Consider the following 19,744-nt stretch of genomic DNA (forward strand, 5'->3'; position numbering starts at 1 on the left):
GCGAGAGTGCTCGCCGGATAGAGGTGTCTGATGACCAAGCAACGTCGTTCCTTTTCCGCTGAATTCAAACGCGAGGCCGCAGCCCTCGTGCTCGATCAACGCTATAGCCATATCGAGGCCTGCCGGTCGCTCGGTGTGGTCGAGTCCGCGTTGCATCGCTGGGTGAACCAACTCCAGCAGGAGCGCAGCGGTGTTACTCCACAGACTAAAGCGCTGACGCCCGAGCGGCAGAAGATCCAGGAGTTGGAAGCCAGGATCGCTCGTCTTGAGTGGGAAAAATCCATTTTAAAAAACCGCCTCCCCGGCGCTCCGCGGCCCATTGGACTAGAAACACTACGTTCTACACTGATCCCACTGGACAGTGGTCGCTGGCTTTTTGGAGGCTAAGTCCCCGTCAAAAAACTTGACCCAGGGGAAGCTGTGGACCCGTTAGTGGTGGCATATTCCGTGACCCCGTTTAGGAAGGTGATTTGATCCGAGTCCCCGTCCAGTTCAACTTGACTGGAGGTGCTCATGAAAAAGCACGATCTAAAGCAGCGTGGGTTACCGGTTATTCATGATCATGCAGCCGGCATTGATATTGGCTCACGCTTTCATGTGATGGCTGTTCCTGCAGACCTTGCCAAAGAGTCTGTTCAAACTTTCCAGGCTTTCACTTCCGACTTGGAGCGCCTGGCCAACTGGTTGGTCAATCTCGATATAACGACGGTCGCGATGGAATCGACAGGCGTTTACTGGATTCCGGTTTACGAAATATTAGAAGCACATGGCCTTCAGGTCGTGCTGGCCAATGCCCGAGAGGCCCGCGCCGTACCAGGACGCAAAACCGACGTGAATGACGCACAGTGGATACAACGATTGCATGCCTGTGGGTTGCTACGGGCCAGCTTTCACCCTGATCGCGAAATCTCGGCTTTGCGCAGCTATCTGCGGCTGCGGGAGCGTCATCTCGACTATGCCGCGGCGCATATTCAGCACATGCAAAAGGCGCTGACGCATATGAATCTGCAACTGCACCATGTCGTGACGGATATCACCGGGGGTAACCGGTATGCGAATAATCCGTGCTATCGTGGCGGGTGAGCGGAGCCCCTCGGTATTGGCAGCCATGAGCGACACCCGTTGCAAAGCCGGTATCGAAGTCATTCAAGCCTCTTTGGTCGGCAACTATCAGCCAGAGCACGTTTTTGCTCTGACGCAGGCGCTGTCCATGTATGACGCTTATCAGGCGCCGCTGGAGGTTTGTGACCAGCAAATGGCACAGACGCTGATCACGCTCTCGCAGGAAAAGGCATCGCCAACTGAGCCGCTACCAAAACCACGGCATCGTACCCGGCAACCCAACGCGCTCAACTTCGATGTCCGTACCTTGCTCTATCAATTGGTCGGAGTCGATCTGACCCAGATCCACGGCATTGGCCCCTACCTGGCCTTGCGTTTGATTGCCGAGTGCGGCACGGATCTGAGTCGATGGCGTACCTGTCATCATTTCACTTCTTGGCCCACTCTCGCGCCCGGCTGTCGTATCAGTGGCGGCAAGGTCCTTTCGGCCCATACCCGTAAGACCAAAAATCGGGTGACCGCCCACCTGCGGTTAGCTGCGGTAACGGTCGGAAGAACGAACACGGCATTGGGTGCATTCTATCGACGCCTTGCGGCTCGAATCGGAAAAGCCAAGGCCGTTACGGCTACTGCTCGGAAGATCGCCATCCTGTTCTACAACGCCATGCGCTTCGGGATGAACTATCAAGATCCAGGGGCCGATCACTACGAGCAAAAATATCGGGAGCGAGTGGTGAAGGGCTTGTACCGACGCGCGGCTGAGCTTGGCTTCATGCTGCAACCGGCGGAAGGTATTTCTTAGGAAGGCTGCCGCGCTCTTGATGTCGGAAGAGCACGAGCGCACGCGCTGATTGATCAACTGAGGACCCAAGAGCCGGTTGATTGGCTTTGCGTGGTCTTTGATATCACTCGCTCGTGCTACTACGCCCATCGCCTCAGACGTCGAACTCCGGACGCTGAACGACTTCGGTTATGCAGTCGAGTCAATGAGCTGTTCACGCGGAGTCGAAGCGCGGCCGGCAGCCGCAGCATCGTGTCGATGATGAAGGAAGATGGCGAGCAAATCGGACGATTTAAGGTGCGTGGCCTAATGCGAGAACTGGCGTTAGTCAGCAAACAACCTGGATCACATGCCTACAAACAAGCGACGGTTGAGCGACAGGATATTCCGAACATCTTGAATCGAGAGTTTGAAGTGCCGGCACCCAACCAGGTCTGGTGTGGCGATATCACCTATATCTGGGCTCAAGGAAAATGGCATTACTTGGCTGTCGTGCTGGATCTCTACGCACGTCGAGTTGTGGGCTGGGCGCTGTCGAGCAAACCGGACACGGACTTGGTGATCAAGGCGTTGGACATGGCTTACGAGCAGCGTGGCCGGCCTCAAGGACTGCTATTTCACTCGGATCAGGGCTCGCCAGTTTCACCAACGGCTCTGGCGTTACCGCATGCACCAAAACATGAGCCGTCGTGGAAACTGTTGGGATAATGCGCCGATGGAGCGCGTGTTTCGCAGTTTGAGAACTGAATGGATACAGACCGTGGGCTACATGACGGTTCAAGACGCGCACCGAGACATCAGTCATTACCTGATGCATCGGTACAACTGGATTCGACCGCACCAGTTTAACGATGGGATAGCTCCGGCTCAGGCCGAGAAAAAACTTAACGTCGTGTCCGGGATTAGTTGACCACTACACACTCACCCGGATATACATCTTCAGATCGGTCCTTCCCCACCGCTCACCTACAACCTCCTGCGAGGAACACAACTAGATTATCTAGAGTAGAAAAACGGAAACCTTCCCAGCCAAAAAAAAAACCAGCACTATAGCTACAACAAACAGAAATCACGACGCCCGTAAAAAATCACGCCCCAAAGCATATACCCCTCCAAAAAACAAACCCAACATCAACCCAGCCAATATCACCATTGTTTTCCGAGGTTCAATAGGGCCCTCCACCTGATTAATAGCGCCATCCATACGATAAACTTCTACCCCCACAGGCGAAAACAACATTAGCGACCTGTAAAGATCATACTTAGCCTCTTGCCCCCTTAAGGAGGTTATAAATGGATCATCCGACTTTCGATTCTCAAGAGCCTGGATTTCCGCCCTAAGCGCTTTAGCTCCCCGCATATAGAGTGGAGTCTCCCGAGAATTAGAGACCTCAACAAATAGTTTTCCCGATACAGAAGGCGAGTCCAGAAGACCAATTGCACTGGCCACCTGCAAAGCCTCTTTCAGCTGGACAATATAATCCGCCCTTTTTTGCTGACCACCCTCACGCACAGCGGCAATCTGCTGAGCTAAGTTCATCGCCCTGACTTCAGCTTCGCGAGTTATATTTTTGATTAGCTCACGCTTAGCCGCCTCTCCAGCACGGATGACGAACTTATCCAGAAGTTCAGCCGACTTAGCAGGGCTATCCCCCTGCATCACGACCTGGTATCGCTCTGCAAGGTCTTTCCCAGGCGATGAAACGACCAGCCTCTTAGTGAATTCACTGTACAGCGCCGACTCCGAACGCTTGCGCCTAGTAGCATCCAAAGAAGGCAAATAAATATCATTGAAAAATGATCGACGCACCGACTCAGACTGGAGATTAAATAAAAAAGTAGAATATATTTCCTTTACCGTAAAGTAAGGCAACTCAGACTCTGAGGTTCGACCATAGTTTAAATTGGAAATATCATCCTGAGTTGGAGGAACAACATACACTTTTGCCTCATACAGCGGCACCTTAAAAAACGCATAACACACTGAAAAAAATACAACCACGAACGCAATACAGACAATTAATTTTCTTTGCTGCCAAAGCACAAAAAAAATCCTCTTAAGATCAACTTCATCAGCACTTGAAAAATCAACGGCACCATTCGACATAAAGAGAACCACTGCTAAATTAATTGATGACTTTGAAAAACCTTTCAGTAGCCAGAAAAACCTAATAATAACTTATAACAACGCAAGCCTTGTAACGATCGACCAAGCCAGAATTGACACTGTACATATCGACAAAGAGTTTACCTTCATCACTACAGCCACCAACATCACTAAGGATATCGCGTACGCTTACGCCTAATAACAAATCGCAACATTGGACCGACAACCATCCCAAACAACGAAGATAGTAGTATTAATGCAGAAATCGGCAAAAGCGGGGCGGACCACCCAAAGAGAGACAAAGTTACAACCTGCTGATTCTCAAGCACAAAAATCAAAATCGTTAGCGCAACAAGCAACACCAGCAGAATAAAAATGATGCGAGTAATAATTCGCCCCCCTCCAGCCGCCTGAACCATCAGATACCACCCTCTTCATCTTCATTAACTCGATCCCTCAATTCTTTGCCAGGCTTGAAGTGAGGTACAAACTTACCATCGAGACTGACAGATTGACCGGTTTTCGGATTCCGGCCGACGCGTGGCGCACGGTAGTGCAGAGAGAAGCTGCCAAAGCCACGGATTTCTATACGATCTCCTGTTGCCAAGCATTGGGACATTTGCTCAAGCATGGTCTTGATGGCCAGCTCCACATCCTTGGATGAGAGTAGCCCTTGATGGGTGACAATTCGTTCGATCAACTCCGACTTCGTCATATTTTTCCCTTCTTTTTCAAGCAGCTAGATAAGCGCTTCAAAGGTTTTAGCACGACCGGGGGATTTTGAACAGCCCAAGCATTGACTTATCTCCCCCCTTGCTAAAACGCCACAAACGAGGGCATTCAACAGCGCCTAAAACGAAAACTCCGCAGCAATTTGACCTCCCACCACGCCATCCTACTAGCGGCATATGACAAGCATGGTCCGAGTGAGGTAACCCGCAGGATTCCAGCCAAAGGGATAGTCACCCTCCTCGTCCTTGGCATCACTGGACCTGGTGATGACCTTATAGCCATCCCCCTTGCATTCACGCTCGGCACGCTTGTAGCACTTGCCCCATCCAGCCCCTAGACCGGAACAGTCGATCTCGATGCCGCTGACACCACGGACCGCATGGATCTTGGCATTGGTCGTACAGCCCACCAAAACTAGAACCGCGAAAATCACGATGAGATTTTTCATCTACTTCCTTATACGGGCAATCGCCCACCATCACTCAGCTCAAATAAGCCTAGCCCTGAATAGGTTATTGATCCGCTTAAGAAAATAGACACCCGAATGACTCTATTGGTTTCCCCCCCTCGACAGATGCAAGCCAGAACCCAAATCGCAGACACAAAAAAGGGCGACCGAAGTCGCCCTTTTTCTATGGTCTGACAGAACTTAGTTCTGCTTTTCCATCTGTGCACGCAACAGGTCGCCCAGAGTGGTAGGACCAGCAGCGATATCCGAAGCAGCTGGCTTGTCGCGCAGGCTCTGGATAGCTTCTTTCTCGTCTTCAACGTCTTTCGACTTGATCGAGAGCTGGATTACACGGCTCTTACGGTCAACGCTGATGATCTTGGCTTCAACTTCTTCGCCTTCTTTCAGGACGTTACGAGCATCTTCGATGCGATCACGGCTGATTTCGGAGGCTTTCAGAGTAGCTTCGATATCGTTGGCCAGGGTGATGATGGCGCCTTTGGCGTCAACTTCTTTTACAACACCCTTAACGATTGCACCCTTGTCGTTCTCTTGAACGTACTCGGAGAACGGATCGCTTTCCAGTTGCTTGATACCCAGGGAGATGCGCTCACGCTCTGGGTCAACCGACAGGATAACAGTGTCCAACTCGTCGCCCTTCTTGAAGCGGCGTACGGCTTCTTCGCCCACTTCGTTCCAGGAGATGTCGGACAGGTGAACCAGACCGTCGATGCCACCGTCCAGACCAATGAAGATACCGAAATCGGTGATCGACTTGATGGTGCCGGAGATTTTGTCGCCCTTGTTGAACTGGCCAGAGAAATCTTCCCATGGGTTAGATTTGCACTGCTTGATGCCCAGGGAGATACGACGACGCTCTTCGTCGATGTCCAGAACCATAACTTCCACTTCGTCGCCGACTTGTACGACTTTCGAAGGATGGATGTTCTTGTTGGTCCAGTCCATTTCCGAAACGTGCACCAGACCTTCAACACCTTCTTCCAGCTCAGCGAAGCAGCCGTAGTCGGTCAGGTTGGTTACACGAGCGGTAACGCGAGTGCTTTCTGGGTAACGGGCTTTGATAGCAACCCATGGATCTTCGCCCAGCTGCTTCAGGCCCAGGGAAACACGATTGCGCTCGCGATCGTACTTCAGAACCTTGACATCGATCTCGTCGCCAACGTTGACGATTTCGGAAGGATGCTTGATGCGCTTCCAAGCCATGTCGGTAATGTGCAGCAGGCCATCGACGCCACCCAGATCGACGAATGCGCCGTAATCGGTGAGGTTTTTGACGATACCTTTGACTTGCTGACCTTCCTGCAGGGATTCCAGCAGAGCTTCACGCTCAGCGGAGTTCTCGGCTTCGAGGACGCTACGGCGGGAAACGACAACGTTGTTGCGCTTCTGGTCGAGTTTGATGACTTTAAACTCGAGCTCTTTGCCTTCCAGGTGCGTAGTGTCGCGCACTGGACGGACGTCAACCAGAGAACCTGGCAGGAACGCACGGATGCCGTTAACGTCGACAGTGAAGCCGCCTTTAACCTTACCGTTGATAACGCCCTTGACCACTTCTTCGGCTGCGAAGGCTGCTTCCAGAACGATCCAGCATTCAGCGCGCTTGGCTTTTTCACGGGACAGCTTGGTTTCACCAAAGCCGTCTTCAACCGAATCCAGAGCAACGTGAACTTCATCACCAACATTGATGGACAGTTCGCCAGCATCGTTGTAGAACTGCTCAAGCGGGATCAGCGCTTCAGACTTCAGACCAGCGTGAACGGTTACCCAACGCGCTTGGTAGTCGATGTCGACGATAACACCGGTGATGATGGAGCCTGCCTGAAGGTTCAGGGTTTTTAGGCTTTCTTCAAAGAGTTCCGCAAAGCTTTCGCTCATTTTAATTCCTGTTGATAAGGGCGAAGAATACGCCCATCTGCCACATCCCAGACAATGTGGGTTACGTTCATATAAAAGAAGGACCGCAGGACTATGACTGGTCCCCTGCGCTCCTCCTTGGTCACCCGGCGATATCGCGAATGGCGATTTCGCTCAGGATGCGTTCCAGCACCTGCTCGATGGACAACTCCGTGGAATCCAGCTGTATCGCGTCAACCGCCGGTTTGAGCGGGGCGACTGCTCGCTGGGTGTCACGCTCATCGCGCGCACGAATCTCATCTAGCAGACTCGACAGACTAACACCATCGACTTTTCCCTTCAACTGCAAGTAGCGACGACGCGCGCGCTCCTCGGCACTTGCGGTGAGGAATATCTTCAGGGGCGCATCGGGAAATACCACTGTCCCCATGTCACGCCCATCGGCCACTAGCCCCGGCGGCTCCTGAAAAGCTCGCTGACGCTGCAACAGCGCGTCGCGCACGGCCGGCAGTGCCGCAACCTGGGAGGCCCAGGCGCCGACCTGCTCGTTGCGCAAATCATCGGTGACGTCATCACCTTCCAGAATGATGCGTTGCGGATGACCTTCGGTCGCTCCGACGAATTGCACATCCAGATGAGCCGCCAGCAGTTTCAGCGACTCCTCATTGGTCAGGTCGACACCATGATTGCGCGCGGCAAAAGCCAGCAAGCGGTACAAGGCACCGGAATCCAGCAGGCACCAGCCCAAGCGTTTGGCCAGAATCCCGGCAATGGTGCCCTTGCCCGAGCCGCTTGGCCCATCGATGGTGATGACTGGCGCCTTGATGTTCACGACTGGGCCTCTTGCACAACACGAATGCCGACTTGTGCACATAGCGCAAGGAAGTTCGGGAAGGACGTGGCAACGTTGGCGCAGTCATGGATGCGGATTGGCGCATTGGCACGTAATGAAGCCACGCTGAAAGCCATGGCGATACGGTGATCGCCATGCCCGTGCACTTCGCCGCCGCCAATCTGGCCGCCATCGATGATGATACCGTCCGGCGTCGGCTCGCACTTGACGCCCAGGGCCAGCAAACCATCGGCCATTACCTGGATGCGGTCGGACTCCTTGACCCGCAACTCTTCGGCGCCACGCAGCACGGTACGCCCTTCGGCGCAGGCTGCGGCAACGAACAGCACCGGGAATTCGTCGATCGCCAGCGGGACCAGCTCTTCCGGAATCTCGATCCCCTTGAGCTTCGCCGCGCGAACCCGCAGGTCTGCCACAGGCTCGCCGCCGACCTCACGCTGGTTTTCCAGGCTGATATCAGCCCCCATCAGGCGCAGGATATCGATTACCCCGGTACGAGTCGGGTTGATGCCAACATGCTCGAGCACCAGTTCGGAACCTTCGGCGATGGACGCAGCCACCAGGAAGAAGGCCGCCGAGGAGATATCCGCAGGTACTTCGATATGGGTCGCCTGCAGCTTGCCACCAGACTCGACCGAGGCCGTGGCGCCGTCGACCGCTACCGGGTAACCGAAGCCGCGCAGCATGCGCTCGGTATGATCGCGGGTTGGCGCAGGCTCGGTCACAGTGGTCTTGCCTTCGGCGTACAGGCCAGCCAACAGCAGGCATGACTTAACCTGGGCACTGGCCATTGGCATGGTGTAAGTCAGGCCTTTGAGTTTGTGGCCACCACGGATGGTCATCGGCGGACGCCCTTCCGCTGCGGTTTCAATGACTGCCCCCATCTCGCGCAGCGGATTGGCTACGCGATTCATCGGACGCTTGGACAGCGATGCATCGCCCGTCAGCACGCTATCGAAACTCTGCGCGGCCAGCAGACCGGACAGCAGGCGCATCGAGGTGCCGGAGTTGCCCAAGTAGATCGGCCCCGGAGCCGGCTTCAAGCCATGCAGGCCGACGCCATGGATGGTCACACGACCATGGTGCGGACCTTCGATCACCACGCCCATGTCACGGAAAGCCTGCAGCGTCGCCAGGGCGTCTTCGCCCTCGAGGAAGCCATCGACTTCGGTAGTACCGTCAGCCAGGGAGCCGAGCATGATCGAACGGTGAGAAATCGATTTGTCGCCTGGTACACGAATCCGCCCAGTCAGGCGGCCACCAGGATTTGCCAGGAAAATCAGGTTATTGGAGTTCATAGCGTCCACATAGGCCCGACGGGCCAGGATTTTACTGAAATGCTCGCGAGCAACCCGGGCGCGAGTGAATACGCCCAACAACTGGTGCCCATCCCCTGCATCGACCGCGTCGCGCAAGGCGTCGAGGTCGTTGCGAAATGTATCGAGTGTGCGCAGGACAGCTTCGCGATTGGCGAGGAAGATGTCGTGCCACATGACCGGATCACTACCGGCGATTCTCGTGAAATCACGGAAACCGCCCGCAGCGTAGCGGAAGATGTCCAGATTTTCACTGCGCTTGGCCAACGAATCGACCAGACCGAACGCCAGCAAGTGCGGCAGATGACTGGTCGCCGCCAGCACTTCATCGTGGCGCTCGACCTGCATGTGCTCGACATCCGCCCCCAGCTCTCGCCAGAGCTTGTCGACCACCACCAGCGCTTCCGGGTCGGTCTGCTCCAGCGGCGTCAGTATCACCTTGTGGCGACGGAACAACTGGCCATTGGCGGCTTCCACCCCGCTCTGTTCGGAACCGGCGATCGGATGTCCCGGGACGAAGCGCGGCGGCATGCCGCCAAAAGCCTCGGTCGCCGCTCGCACCACATTGCCCTTGGCGCTGCCGACATCGGTCAGGATCGCCTGCCCCAGATCCATGCCAGCCAGAATCGCCAGCAACTTTTCCATGGCCAGAATCGGCACCGCCAGCTGGATCACATCAGCGCCCCGGCACGCCAGCGCCAGGTCTTCTTCACAGCGATCCACCACACCCAACTCAACGGCCAGCTTGCACGATTGCGGATCCAGATCGACACCGACCACTTCGCGGCATACGCCACTTTCACGCAGGCCCTTGGCAAAGGAACCGCCGATCAGTCCCAGACCGACCACCACCAGGCGACCGATCATAGGCACCGCAGGTTGCACTGGAATGACATCAACCACGAGCCAGAACCTTGGCTAAAGCCTCGAGGAAACGGGCGTTTTCAGCCGGCAGGCCAATGGTCACGCGCAGGTGATTCGGCATGCCGTAGTTGGCCACCGGACGCACGATCACCCCTTCACGCAACAAACCCTGGAACACCGGTGCGGCAATCCGCCCGACATCCACCGCAATGAAGTTACCCCTGGAAGCGATCCAGCTCAGGCCCAGCTCCCGGAAGCCGGCTTCCAACTGCTGCATTCCCGCCTCGTTCAAGCGACGGCTCTCGGCCAGGTAATCGGTATCCTCCAGCGCCGCACACGCCGCCGCCAGGGCCAGGCTGTTGACATTGAAGGGCTGGCGAACGCGATTGAGCACATCGGCAACGGTCGGAGTCGACAAACCATAACCCACGCGCAACGCAGCCAGGCCGTAGGCCTTGGAGAAGGTTCGCGAAACCAGCAGGTTCGGATAGGCCGCCAGGAAATCCAGGCCATCCGGCAGATCGCTGCCTTCGGCATATTCGATGTAAGCCTCGTCCAGCACCACCAGTACATGCGCTGGTACGTCTTGGAGGAAATCGTCCAGCACCTCGGCGCTGAACCAGGTGCCGGTCGGATTGTTCGGGTTGGCGATAAAGACCACCCGGGTATCGGCATCAATGGCCTGCAACATGGCCGGCAGGTCATGCCCCCAGTCTTTAGCCGGAACCACACGGGCTTCGGCCCCCACGGCCTGGGTAACGATCGGATAGACCGCAAAGGCGTGTTCGCTGAACACCGCATTCAGGCCAGGCGCCAGATAGGCGCGGGCGACCAGCTCCAGGATGTCGTTGGAACCATTGCCCAGGGTGACCTGCGCCAGCTCGACGCCACAGCGCTCGGCCAGCAGGGTCTTGAGCGCAAAGCCATTGCCATCCGGGTAACGGGTCAGCTCGGCCAGCTCTTCGCGAATCGCCGCCAACGCCTTGGGACTGGCGCCCAGCGGGTTTTCGTTGCTCGCCAGCTTGACGATTTTCGCCGGATCGATATCCAGCTCGCGCGCCAATTCGTCCACGGGCTTGCCCGGAACGTAAGGCGAAAGTTGTTGCACGCCCGGCTGTGCCAGAGCGAGGAAGTCGCCACTCATTGTTAAAGCCTCAGAGAACCGCTTTCGGGTAGGAACCCAGCACCTTGAGTGCCACTGCTTCCTGACTGATCTTTTCCAGCACACCCTTGATCAATGGATCGCGGTGGTGGCCGACGAAGTCGATGAAGAACACATAGGTCCACTTGCCGCTGCGCGAAGGCCGGGTTTCGATACGCGTCAGATCGATACCGTTATCATGGAACGGCACCAGCAGCTCATGCAGAGCGCCGGGCTTGTTGCTCATGGAAACGATGATCGAGGTCTTGTCGTCGCCAGTCGGCGGCACTTCCTGGTTGCCGATCATCAGGAAGCGCGTGGAGTTGTCCGGGCGATCCTCGATTTTCTCGGCCAGACGGGTCAAGCCATACAGGCTCGCCGCCATATCGCCGGCGATGGCCGCCGAGTTCCACTCGCCCTTGACCCGCTTGGCCGCCTCGGCGTTGCTGGAAACCGCCACCCGCTCGACATTCGGATAATGGGCATCCAGCCACTTGCGGCACTGCGCCAGGGACTGGGCATGGGAGTAGATGCGGCTGATGCTGTCGGTCTTGGTGTTTTCACCGACCAGCAGATGATGGTGGATACGCAGCTCGACCTCGCCGCAGATCACCATGTCGTGCTCCAGGAAACTGTCGAGGGTGTGGTTTACCGCACCCTCGGTGGAGTTTTCCACAGGCACCACGCCAAAGTTCACCGCTCCCGCCGCCACCTCACGGAACACTTCGTCGATCGCCGCCATTGGCTTGCTGATCACCGCGTGACCGAAGTGCTTCATGGCCGCGGCCTGGGTGAAGGTACCTTCCGGACCGAGGTAGGCCACTTTCAGCGGCTGCTCGAGCGCCAGGCAGGACGACATGATTTCACGGAACAGCCGCGCCATCTCTTCGTTGCCCAACGGCCCCTGATTGCGCTCCATCACCCGCTTGAGCACCTGAGCTTCACGCTCAGGACGATAGAACACCGGCACTTCGCCTTCGGCCAGCGAGGCCATCTTTACTCGCGCGACTTCCTGGGCGCAGCGCGCGCGCTCACTGATCAGCTCCAGGACTTTCTCGTCCAGAGCGTCGATGCGCAGGCGAAGTGCCTTGAGTTCTTGCTCAGACATTAGCCGTGTTCCTTCTCGAACTCTGCCATGTAGGCCACCAGCGCGTTGACCGCATTGATGTCGACAGCGTTGTAAATGGAGGCGCGCATGCCGCCTACCGAACGGTGCCCCTTGAGGTTCAGCAGGCCACGCGCATCGGCGCCGGCCAGGAACGGCTTGTCCAGACGGTCATCGGCCAGGCGGAACGGCACGTTCATCCACGAGCGGTCCGACTTGTTGATCGGGTTGCTGTACAGGCCGCTGGCGTCGATGAAGTCGTACAGGGTGCGTTGTTTGACGTCATTGAGCTTGGCGATGGCTTCCACCCCACCCTGCTCCTTGAGCCACTCGAACACCAGGCCGGACAGGTACCAGGCCAGAGTCGGCGGAGTGTTGTACATCGAGCCGTTGTCCGCCGCGACCTTGTAGTCGAGCATGGTCGGGCACAGCGCGCGCGCGCGACCCAGCAGGTCCTCGCGAACGATATTGACCAGGATGCCGCTCGGGCCGATGTTTTTCTGCGCGCCGGCATAGATCATGCCGAAACGGGAGATATCCACAGGGCGCGAGAGGATGTCGGAAGACATGTCGGCCACCAGCGGAACGTCGCCGGTTTCCGGGATCCACTGGAATTCCAGGCCGCCGATGGTTTCGTTCGGCGCGTAGTGCACGTAGGCCGCGTCTTTCGACAGCTGCCATTCGTTCTGGCCAGGGATGGCGAAGTAATCGTAAGGCTTGGCGGTGGCAGCCACATTGACATGGCCGTAGCGCGAGGCTTCTTCAATGGCTTTCTGCGACCAGATACCGGTGTCGATATAGTCGGCCGTGCCATTTTCCGGCAACAGGTTCAGAGGGATCTGAGCAAATTGCTGGCTGGCGCCGCCTTGCAGAAACAGCACTTTATAGTTCGAGGGGATATTCAGCAGATCACGCAGATCCTGCTCGGCCTTGGTGGCGATGGAGACGAACTCATCGCTGCGATGGCTCATCTCCATGACCGACAGGCCCTTGCCATGCCAATCCAGCAATTCGGCCTGGGCACGCAACAGGACAGCTTCAGGTAGCGCAGCGGGACCTGCGCAGAAGTTATAGGCTCGTTTGCTCACATCCACTCTCGCTATGCATTCACGGTAGCGGACAGAGCAAACACTCTGCCCTGCTACGATTTATTTAGTCTTGCGACTCTTCTTCACCCGCGGCGTCAGCCTGCTGGCCTTCGACGGCATCATCCGAGTCGGTCGCCGCATCCAGCACGGCGCCCTCGAGCACCTCGCCATCCTCGTCTTCCAATTCGTCGCCTTCGACTTCCGACGGCTCCTGAACCCGCTCCAGGCCTACCAGCGTTTCGTCGCTGGCCAGCTTGATCAAGGTCACGCCCTGGGTGTTACGGCCCAGGCTGGACACTTCATCGACCCGGGTGCGCACCAGGGTGCCCTGATCGGAAATCAGCATGATTTCCTCGCCGTCGAGCACCTGGACCGCTCCGACCAGGCGGCCGTTACGTTCGTTGCTGACCATGGCGATAACGCCTTGACCACCACGCTTGTACTCAGGGAACTCGGTGATCGCCGTGCGCTTGCCATAACCACGCGCCGAAGCGGTGAGGATCTGGCTGCCTTCTTCCGGAATCAGCATGGAGATCAGCTTCTGCCCTTCCGGCAGACGCATGCCGCGCACACCACGGGCAGTACGGCCCATGGCACGAACGTCGGACTCCTTGAAGCGAGTCACCTTGCCACCATCGGAGAACAGCATGACTTCGCGCTCGCCATCGGTGATCGCGGCGGAAATCAGCACATCGCCCTCATCCAGCTCCAGCGCGATCAGACCGACGCTGCGCTGACGGCTGAAGGATTCCAGCGGGGTCTTCTTCACGGTGCCGTTGGCGGTCGCCATGAAGATGTAGTGACCCTCGGTGTATTCCTCGACCGGCAGCATGGTGGTGATGTATTCACCGTCATCCAGCGGCAGCAGGTTGACCAGCGGACGACCGCGGGCGGCACGGGACGCCTCGGGGATTTCGTAGGTTTTCAGCCAGTAGACCTTGCCCTTGCTGGAGAACAGCAACAGCGTGGTGTGACTGTTGGCCACCAGCAGGTGAGCGATGTAGTCCTCATCCTTGACGCCGGTTGCCGACTTGCCTTTGCCGCCACGACGCTGGGCCTGGTACGCGGCCAGCGGCTGGGTCTTGGCATAGCCGCCGTGGGAAATGGTCACGACACGCTCTTCTTCTGGGATCATGTCGCCCAGGGTCAGGTCGAGACGGGCATCAAGGATCTCGGTGCGACGCACATCGCCGTATTCGGCACGAATCACTTCCAGCTCTTCGCGGATCACTTCCATCAGGCGCGTGGCGCTGTTGAGGATGCGGATCAGTTCGCCGATCTGGTTGAGGATCTCCTGATACTCGGCCAGCAGTTTTTCATGCTCGAGGCCGGTCAGGCGGTGCAGACGCAATTCCAGAATGGCTTGCGCCTGCTCTGGCGACAGGAAGTACTTGCCGTCGCGCAGACCGTATTGCGGATCGAGGTTCTCCGGACGGCAGGAATCCGCGCCGGCACGCTCGACCATGGTCATCACCGCGCTGGATTCCCAAGGCGTGCTGATCAGCGCTTCCTTGGCTTCCGACGGGGTCGGCGAGGCCTTGATCAGGGCAATGACCGGGTCGATGTTCGACAGGGCAACAGCCTGGCCTTCGAGAATGTGACCACGCTCACGAGCCTTGCGCAGTTCGAACACGGTACGACGGGTCACCACTTCACGGCGGTGACGCACGAAGGCTTCCAGCAGGTCCTTCAGGTTGAGGATCCGCGGACGACCGTCGATCAGCGCAACGATGTTGATACCGAACACGCTCTGCAGCTGGGTCTGGGCGTAGAGATTGTTGAGGATCACCTCCGGCACTTCGCCACGACGCAGCTCGATCACTACGCGCATACCGTCCTTGTCGGACTCGTCGCGCAGCTCGGTGATGCCTTCGAGCTTCTTCTCCTTGACCAGCTCGGCGATCTTCTCGATCAGACGCGCCTTGTTCAGTTGGTAAGGCAGCTCGGTGATGACGATCTGCTGGCGGCCACCGACCTTGTCGATGTCCTCGATGATCGAGCGGGCACGCATGTAAATGCGCCCGCGACCGGTACGGTAGGCTTCGATGATGCCTTCACGACCATTGATGATCGCCGCCGTCGGGAAGTCCGGGCCCGGGATGTGCTGCATCAGCTCATCGACGGTCAGCTCCGGGTTGTCGATCAGGGCCAGGCAACCGTCGATGACTTCGCCGAGGTTATGCGGCGGAATGTTGGTCGCCATGCCCACGGCAATACCGCTGGAACCGTTGACCAGCAGGTTGGGGATCTTGGTCGGCATGACCGCGGGGATCAGCTCGGTGCCGTCGTAGTTCGGCACCCAGTCCACGGTTTCCTTGTGCAGGTCGGCCAGCAGCTCGTGCGCCAGCTTGGTCATGCGCACTTCGGTGTATCGCATGGCCGCCGCGTTGTCGCCGTCGACCGAACCGAAGTTACCCTGGCCGTCTACCAGCAGGTAGCGCAGGGAGAATGGCTGGGCCATACGAACGATGGTGTCGTACACCGCGGTATCACCGTGCGGGTGATACTTACCGATCACGTCACCGACAACACGGGCAGATTTCTTGTACGGCTTGTTCCAGTCGTTACCGAGCTCGCTCATCGCGTACAGCACGCGCCGGTGCACGGGCTTCAAGCCATCGCGCGCATCAGGCAGTGCCCGCCCGACGATTACGCTCATCGCGTAGTCGAGATAGGACTGTTTCAGCTCGTCTTCGATATTGACCGGGAGGATTTCTTTGGCCAGTTCGCCCATGAGAAGCCTGATTCCTTTTTCTGGTGAAACTTCGTCACATCCATATGGGACGAACGAAGCTCGCCGCTGCAGGCCTAGTGCCATGCACCGACTTACGACAAATCAACAAGTTATGCCATGGATTTGCGCAGTGAAGGCGGTCACTTCGGACCACCTTGGAAACCGCCGGATGTTATCACAATCGCCGCCACGCACCTATCCCCCTGATGCGCATGGAGCATAGTTAGTTGACCGGTGACAGGCTGATAAGAGACGAGAGAAGCTCAGAGGCTGATTTCGCGCGTAAATGCGGATTTTTTCCCGGACTGACGACCACCCCACGGCAGCCGTCAGCGAAACCTTTTGCAAAACGATCTCAGTGCAAGCGCTTGCGGCACATCAATTGGGCCATTTTCGCGGTGTCGGGACGCTCGACTATGCCTTTCTCGGTGACGATGGCGTCGATCAGGTCCGCCGGGGTGACGTCGAATACCGGGTTGTAGGCCTCCACATCCGCCCCTACCCGCTTGCCGCCGACCTCAAGCAGCTCCTTGCCATCACGCTCCTCGATCGGAATGTCTTCGCCACTGGCCAGGGCCATGTCGATGGTCGAACTCGGCGCGACCACCATGAAACGCACGCCGTGGTGCATTGCATTGACCGCCAGCTGATAGGTGCCGATCTTGTTCGCCACATCGCCATTGGCGGTAATGCGGTCGGCGCCAACGATCACCCAGGTCACGCCCTTGGTTTTCATGATGTGCGCGGCAGCGGAGTCGGCATTCAAGGTCACCGGGATGCCTTCGTTGGCCAGCTCCCAGGCAGTCAGCCGCGAGCCTTGCAGCCAGGGACGGGTTTCATTGGCATACACCCGCTCGACCATACCTTCGATAAAGGCCCCGCGAATCACCCCCAGGGCCGTTCCGAAGCCGCCGGTCGCCAGGGCGCCGGTATTGCAGTGGGTCAGGATGGCCTGGGCATTGCCCTGATGCCGGCGAATCAGGTCGACACCCAACTGGGCCATGGTCAGGTTGGCTTCGCGGTCGCTTTCATGAATGGCCAGGGCTTCCGCCTCCAGCACCGCCAGCGGGTCGGCGTGGCCCTTGAGGCGCTCCAGACGTTCACGCATGCGGTTCAGCGCCCAGAACAGGTTGACCGCGGTCGGACGCGAGTCGGCGAGCAGTGCGAAGTCTTCTTCCATCGCCGCCTGCCAGTCACCACCGGCGGCAAAACGCGCGCGCGCCGCCAGGACCACGCCATACGCGGCGCTAATGCCGATTGCCGGCGCGCCACGCACCACCATTTCGCGAATGGCCTGCGCGACGCCAGCCGCGCTGGTGTAGGCAATCCAGCTTTCCTCGAAGGGCAAAATACGCTGATCGAGCAGATACAGGGCGTCATCCCGCCAATCGATGGCCTTCACCTTCTCCGCTGCCAACAGTCGATCGCGCATCCCTCACCCCGCACTCATGAACAAAAGCCGCCGATTATAGCGATCCCCCGGCGAAGACGCTCGGGTATACTTCGCCATCCTCCACAAACGCCCTGGAACCGATCTTCGATGCCGAACCCTGTCGTTGCGCTCGACCTACTCCTGTTGCCGACCTGGCTGGTGCCTGTTGAACCGGCCGGCGTGGTGCTCAAGGAGCACGGCCTGGGTATCCGCGACGGCCGCATCGTGTTCATCGGCCCGCGCGCCGCGGCCTTGAAGCTGCAGGCTGCCGAGGTCCGCGAGTTGCCGGGCATGCTGCTCAGCCCTGGCCTGATCAACGCCCACGGCCACGCGGCGATGACCCTGTTCCGCGGCCTGGCCGACGATCTGCCGCTGATGACCTGGCTGGAGAACCACATCTGGCCCGCCGAAGCCAAATGGGTCGATGAAGCCTTCGTCCGCGACGGTACCGACCTGGCCATCGCCGAACAGCTCAAAGGCGGTATCAGCTGCTTTTCCGACATGTACTTCTTTCCGAAGGTTGCCAGCGAGCGCGTGCACAACAGCGGCATTCGGGCGCAGATCGCCATTCCAGTCCTCGACTTTCCGATTCCGGGCGCCCACAGCGCCGACGAGGCCATTCGCCAGGGCGTCGAGCTGTTCAGCGACCTCAAGCATCATCCGCGCATCAAGATCACCTTCGGCCCCCACGCGCCCTACACGGTCGGCGACGAAAACCTGGAGAAGATCCGGATCATTGCCGAAGAGCTCGATGCCTCCATTCATATGCATGTCCATGAAACCGCCTTCGAGGTGGAACAGGCCGTCGCCCGGCACGGCGAGCGGCCCCTGGCCCGCCTGGCGCGACTGGGACTGCTCGGGCCGCGCTTCCAGGCCGTACACATGACCCAAATCAGCGATGACGACCTGGCTTTGCTGGTAGAAACCAATAGCAATGTCATTCATTGCCCAGAGTCGAACCTGAAACTGGCCAGCGGCTTCTGCCCGGTGGAACGGCTGTGGCAGGCTGGCGTCAATGTTGCGGTAGGCACCGACGGGGCCGCCAGCAACAACGACCTGGACCTGCTCGGCGAAATCCGCACCGCCGCACTGCTGGCCAAGGCCGTGGCAGGCTCGGCCACCGCCCTGAATGCCCACCAGGCGCTGCGCATGGCCACCCTCAACGGCGCGCGGGCCCTGGGCCTGGAGAGCGAGATCGGCTCGCTGGAACTCGGCAAGGCCGCGGACCTGGTGGCCTTTGACCTTTCCGGCCTGGCGCAGCAACCGATTTATGACCCGGTTTCGCAGCTTATATATGCCACCGGCCGCGATTGCGTGAAACACCTTTGGGTCGCCGGCAAGCAATTGCTCGACGACCGGCGCCTGACGCGCCTGGACGAACAACAGCTGCACGCCACGGCGACAGCCTGGGGCCGGCGCATCAGCGGCCATACCGAATAGCAGGAACCCTCGAGCCCCGGCTCGAGACCGACAGCCAGAATTTTCCAGATTCAGAGGATTACCCATGAGTAACGTCGACCACGCCGAAATCGCCAAATTCGAAGCCCTCGCCCATCGCTGGTGGGACCGCGAGAGCGAATTCAAACCGCTGCACGATATCAACCCGCTGCGGGTCAACTGGATTGACGAGCGCGTCAACCTGGCCGGCAAGAAAGTCCTCGACGTCGGTTGCGGCGGCGGCATCCTCAGCGAAGCCATGGCCCAGCGCGGCGCCACGGTAACGGGTATCGACATGGGCGAGGCCCCGCTGGCGGTGGCACAACTGCATCAACTGGAGTCCGGGGTAAACGTCGAGTATCGGCAGATCACCGCCGAAGCCCTGGCCGAGGAAATGCCCGAGCAGTTCGACGTCGTCACCTGCCTGGAGATGCTCGAACACGTGCCAGACCCCTCCTCGGTGATCCGCGCGTGCTTTCGCATGGTCAAGCCCGGCGGCCAGGTGTTCTTCTCCACCATCAACCGCAATCCGAAGGCCTATCTGTTCGCCATCATCGGCGCCGAATACATCATGAAGCTGCTGCCGCGCGGCACCCATGACTTCAAGAAATTCATCCGGCCTTCCGAGCTGGGCGCCTGGAGCCGTGACGCCGGCCTGAGCGTCAAGGACATCATCGGTCTGACCTACAACCCGCTGACCAAGCACTACAAGCTGGCCGCCGACGTCGACGTCAACTACATGATCCAGACCCTGCGGGAGGAATAAGCC

Annotated in this window: 15 protein-coding genes and 2 pseudogenes; 6 read left to right on the top strand and 11 right to left on the bottom strand. The window is 58.2% G+C overall.

What is annotated here, in order from left to right; all coding sequences use genetic code 11:
• Positions 1 to 30: 30 nt before the first annotated feature.
• From J4E58_RS13590 to J4E58_RS13600, 4 genes and pseudogenes are all read left to right on the top strand, one after another.
• Positions 31 to 291, top strand: a pseudogene (locus J4E58_RS13590) (transposase); the annotation flags it as partial.
• Positions 292 to 513: 222 nt separating this feature from the next.
• The gene (locus J4E58_RS31950; RefSeq protein ID WP_256583194.1) at positions 514 to 1,083 is read left to right on the top strand and encodes a transposase; all 570 of its coding nucleotides are present in this window, start codon (positions 514 to 516) and stop codon (positions 1,081 to 1,083) included.
• A 25-nt stretch (positions 1,084 to 1,108) separates the two neighbouring features.
• On the top strand, positions 1,109 to 1,864 hold the full coding sequence (locus J4E58_RS31955; protein ID WP_256583193.1) for a transposase: 756 nt from the start codon (positions 1,109 to 1,111) through the stop codon (positions 1,862 to 1,864).
• Positions 1,865 to 2,753: pseudogene (locus J4E58_RS13600) on the top strand (IS3 family transposase); the annotation flags it as partial.
• A 159-nt stretch (positions 2,754 to 2,912) separates the two neighbouring features.
• Here J4E58_RS13600 and J4E58_RS13605 read toward each other — a convergent pair.
• The 11 genes from J4E58_RS13605 to mtnA all read right to left on the bottom strand — a co-directional run bounded on the left by J4E58_RS13605 (position 2,913) and on the right by mtnA (position 17,538).
• Positions 2,913 to 3,950, bottom strand: coding sequence for a Wzz/FepE/Etk N-terminal domain-containing protein (locus J4E58_RS13605; RefSeq protein ID WP_143481918.1), 1,038 nt, complete (start codon positions 3,948 to 3,950; stop codon positions 2,913 to 2,915).
• Between the two features lie 418 nt (positions 3,951 to 4,368).
• Positions 4,369 to 4,665, bottom strand: a complete 297-nt coding sequence (ihfB, locus tag J4E58_RS13615; RefSeq protein ID WP_087092370.1) for an integration host factor subunit beta — start codon at positions 4,663 to 4,665, stop codon at positions 4,369 to 4,371.
• 183 nt (positions 4,666 to 4,848) lie between these two features.
• A complete protein-coding gene (locus J4E58_RS13620) occupies positions 4,849 to 5,130 on the bottom strand; it encodes a hypothetical protein (RefSeq protein ID WP_087092371.1) in 282 nt (93 codons plus the stop codon).
• A 201-nt stretch (positions 5,131 to 5,331) separates the two neighbouring features.
• On the bottom strand, positions 5,332 to 7,026 hold the full coding sequence (gene rpsA / locus J4E58_RS13625) for a 30S ribosomal protein S1 (protein ID WP_007931318.1): 1,695 nt from the start codon (positions 7,024 to 7,026) through the stop codon (positions 5,332 to 5,334).
• A gap of 121 nt (positions 7,027 to 7,147) precedes the next feature.
• The gene (gene cmk / locus J4E58_RS13630) at positions 7,148 to 7,837 is read right to left on the bottom strand and encodes a (d)CMP kinase (RefSeq protein WP_007931317.1); all 690 of its coding nucleotides are present in this window, start codon (positions 7,835 to 7,837) and stop codon (positions 7,148 to 7,150) included.
• Positions 7,834 to 10,041 (bottom strand): bifunctional prephenate dehydrogenase/3-phosphoshikimate 1-carboxyvinyltransferase, encoded by a 2,208-nt coding sequence (locus tag J4E58_RS13635; RefSeq protein ID WP_087092372.1) that lies wholly within the window; start codon positions 10,039 to 10,041, stop codon positions 7,834 to 7,836. Before J4E58_RS13635 ends, cmk begins: the two co-directional genes overlap by 4 nt.
• Positions 10,042 to 10,069: 28 nt before the next feature.
• A complete protein-coding gene (hisC, locus tag J4E58_RS13640; protein ID WP_087092373.1) occupies positions 10,070 to 11,182 on the bottom strand; it encodes a histidinol-phosphate transaminase in 1,113 nt (370 codons plus the stop codon).
• 10 nt (positions 11,183 to 11,192) lie between these two features.
• Complete coding sequence (gene pheA / locus J4E58_RS13645) at positions 11,193 to 12,287, bottom strand: prephenate dehydratase (protein WP_009045010.1); 1,095 nt, start codon at positions 12,285 to 12,287, stop codon at positions 11,193 to 11,195.
• Positions 12,287 to 13,372: a 3-phosphoserine/phosphohydroxythreonine transaminase gene (serC, locus tag J4E58_RS13650; RefSeq protein WP_025805551.1), complete on the bottom strand. Its 1,086-nt coding sequence runs from the start codon at positions 13,370 to 13,372 to the stop codon at positions 12,287 to 12,289. The genes pheA and serC overlap by 1 nt, the downstream gene beginning before the upstream one ends.
• A 64-nt stretch (positions 13,373 to 13,436) precedes the next feature.
• The gene (gyrA, locus tag J4E58_RS13655) at positions 13,437 to 16,106 is read right to left on the bottom strand and encodes a DNA gyrase subunit A (protein ID WP_087092374.1); all 2,670 of its coding nucleotides are present in this window, start codon (positions 16,104 to 16,106) and stop codon (positions 13,437 to 13,439) included.
• 355 nt (positions 16,107 to 16,461) lie between these two features.
• A complete protein-coding gene (gene mtnA, locus J4E58_RS13660; protein WP_087092375.1) occupies positions 16,462 to 17,538 on the bottom strand; it encodes an S-methyl-5-thioribose-1-phosphate isomerase in 1,077 nt (358 codons plus the stop codon).
• 108 nt (positions 17,539 to 17,646) lie between these two features.
• Between mtnA and J4E58_RS13665 the strand changes: the two genes are divergently transcribed.
• Entirely contained in the window at positions 17,647 to 18,978 is a 1,332-nt protein-coding gene (locus J4E58_RS13665) for a TRZ/ATZ family hydrolase (RefSeq protein WP_087092376.1), read from the top strand.
• A 64-nt stretch (positions 18,979 to 19,042) separates the two neighbouring features.
• Positions 19,043 to 19,741: a bifunctional 2-polyprenyl-6-hydroxyphenol methylase/3-demethylubiquinol 3-O-methyltransferase UbiG gene (gene ubiG, locus J4E58_RS13670; protein ID WP_087092377.1), complete on the top strand. Its 699-nt coding sequence runs from the start codon at positions 19,043 to 19,045 to the stop codon at positions 19,739 to 19,741.
• Positions 19,742 to 19,744 lie beyond the last annotated feature (3 nt).

The sequence above is a fragment of the Pseudomonas sp. FW305-25 genome, assembly GCF_017351415.1.
In the GTDB taxonomy this organism is placed as follows: domain Bacteria; phylum Pseudomonadota; class Gammaproteobacteria; order Pseudomonadales; family Pseudomonadaceae; genus Aquipseudomonas; species Aquipseudomonas chlororaphis.

What these genes read in the sequence shown, in the direction of transcription:
- J4E58_RS31950 (WP_256583194.1), top strand. Translation starts at nt 514, where the DNA reads ATGAAAAAGCACGATCTAAAGCAGCGTGGGTTACCGGTTATTCATGAT.
- J4E58_RS31955 (WP_256583193.1), top strand. Translation starts at nt 1,109, where the DNA reads ATGAGCGACACCCGTTGCAAAGCCGGTATCGAAGTCATTCAAGCCTCT.
- J4E58_RS13605 (WP_143481918.1), bottom strand. Translation starts at nt 3,950, where the DNA reads ATGTCGAATGGTGCCGTTGATTTTTCAAGTGCTGATGAAGTTGATCTT.
- ihfB (WP_087092370.1), bottom strand. Translation starts at nt 4,665, where the DNA reads ATGACGAAGTCGGAGTTGATCGAACGAATTGTCACCCATCAAGGGCTA.
- J4E58_RS13620 (WP_087092371.1), bottom strand. Translation starts at nt 5,130, where the DNA reads ATGAAAAATCTCATCGTGATTTTCGCGGTTCTAGTTTTGGTGGGCTGT.
- rpsA (WP_007931318.1), bottom strand. Translation starts at nt 7,026, where the DNA reads ATGAGCGAAAGCTTTGCGGAACTCTTTGAAGAAAGCCTAAAAACCCTG.
- J4E58_RS13635 (WP_087092372.1), bottom strand. Translation starts at nt 10,041, where the DNA reads ATGATCGGTCGCCTGGTGGTGGTCGGTCTGGGACTGATCGGCGGTTCC.
- hisC (WP_087092373.1), bottom strand. Translation starts at nt 11,182, where the DNA reads ATGAGTGGCGACTTCCTCGCTCTGGCACAGCCGGGCGTGCAACAACTT.
- pheA (WP_009045010.1), bottom strand. Translation starts at nt 12,287, where the DNA reads ATGTCTGAGCAAGAACTCAAGGCACTTCGCCTGCGCATCGACGCTCTG.
- gyrA (WP_087092374.1), bottom strand. Translation starts at nt 16,106, where the DNA reads ATGGGCGAACTGGCCAAAGAAATCCTCCCGGTCAATATCGAAGACGAG.
- mtnA (WP_087092375.1), bottom strand. Translation starts at nt 17,538, where the DNA reads ATGCGCGATCGACTGTTGGCAGCGGAGAAGGTGAAGGCCATCGATTGG.
- J4E58_RS13665 (WP_087092376.1), top strand. Translation starts at nt 17,647, where the DNA reads ATGCCGAACCCTGTCGTTGCGCTCGACCTACTCCTGTTGCCGACCTGG.
- ubiG (WP_087092377.1), top strand. Translation starts at nt 19,043, where the DNA reads ATGAGTAACGTCGACCACGCCGAAATCGCCAAATTCGAAGCCCTCGCC.